The organism is Dellaglioa sp. CoH-56-MRSF-12, from assembly GCF_056782075.1.
On record NZ_JBXAYD010000066.1, the window covers coordinates 1 to 288 of the forward strand.

The following is a 288-nucleotide window of genomic DNA, read 5'->3' on the forward strand; positions in this document are numbered from 1 at the left end:
CAGCCACGGCATTTGCGTTTACTTGCGCCATGACTGAGCCTCCCGTTAATTAATATGGTTTATTACTGGTTTGGACGCGAGCACAGCGGAATTTGTCCAAGCCACATTACCATTAGGGTCTTTCTCAACAATCTTCGCTGTATAAGATGGTGTTGCTCCTGCTACAGCGAATGAAGCTCCGTCTGATTCAGATGATCCACTGATAACTCCTATAGAGACCGATGGAGTAGACGTTGATGCCTTTGTAAAATATCCTTCTACTTGTACAGCTTTTACCGAATATCCCGC

1 protein-coding gene is annotated in these 288 nt (G+C 45.1%); it reads right to left on the bottom strand.

From position 1 onward, the window contains the following. Window positions 1–45 precede the first annotated feature (45 nt). Window positions 46–288 (bottom strand): hypothetical protein (locus tag AC1RPY_RS07800; RefSeq protein WP_481763116.1); only part of this gene is annotated, 243 nt, incomplete at its 5' end.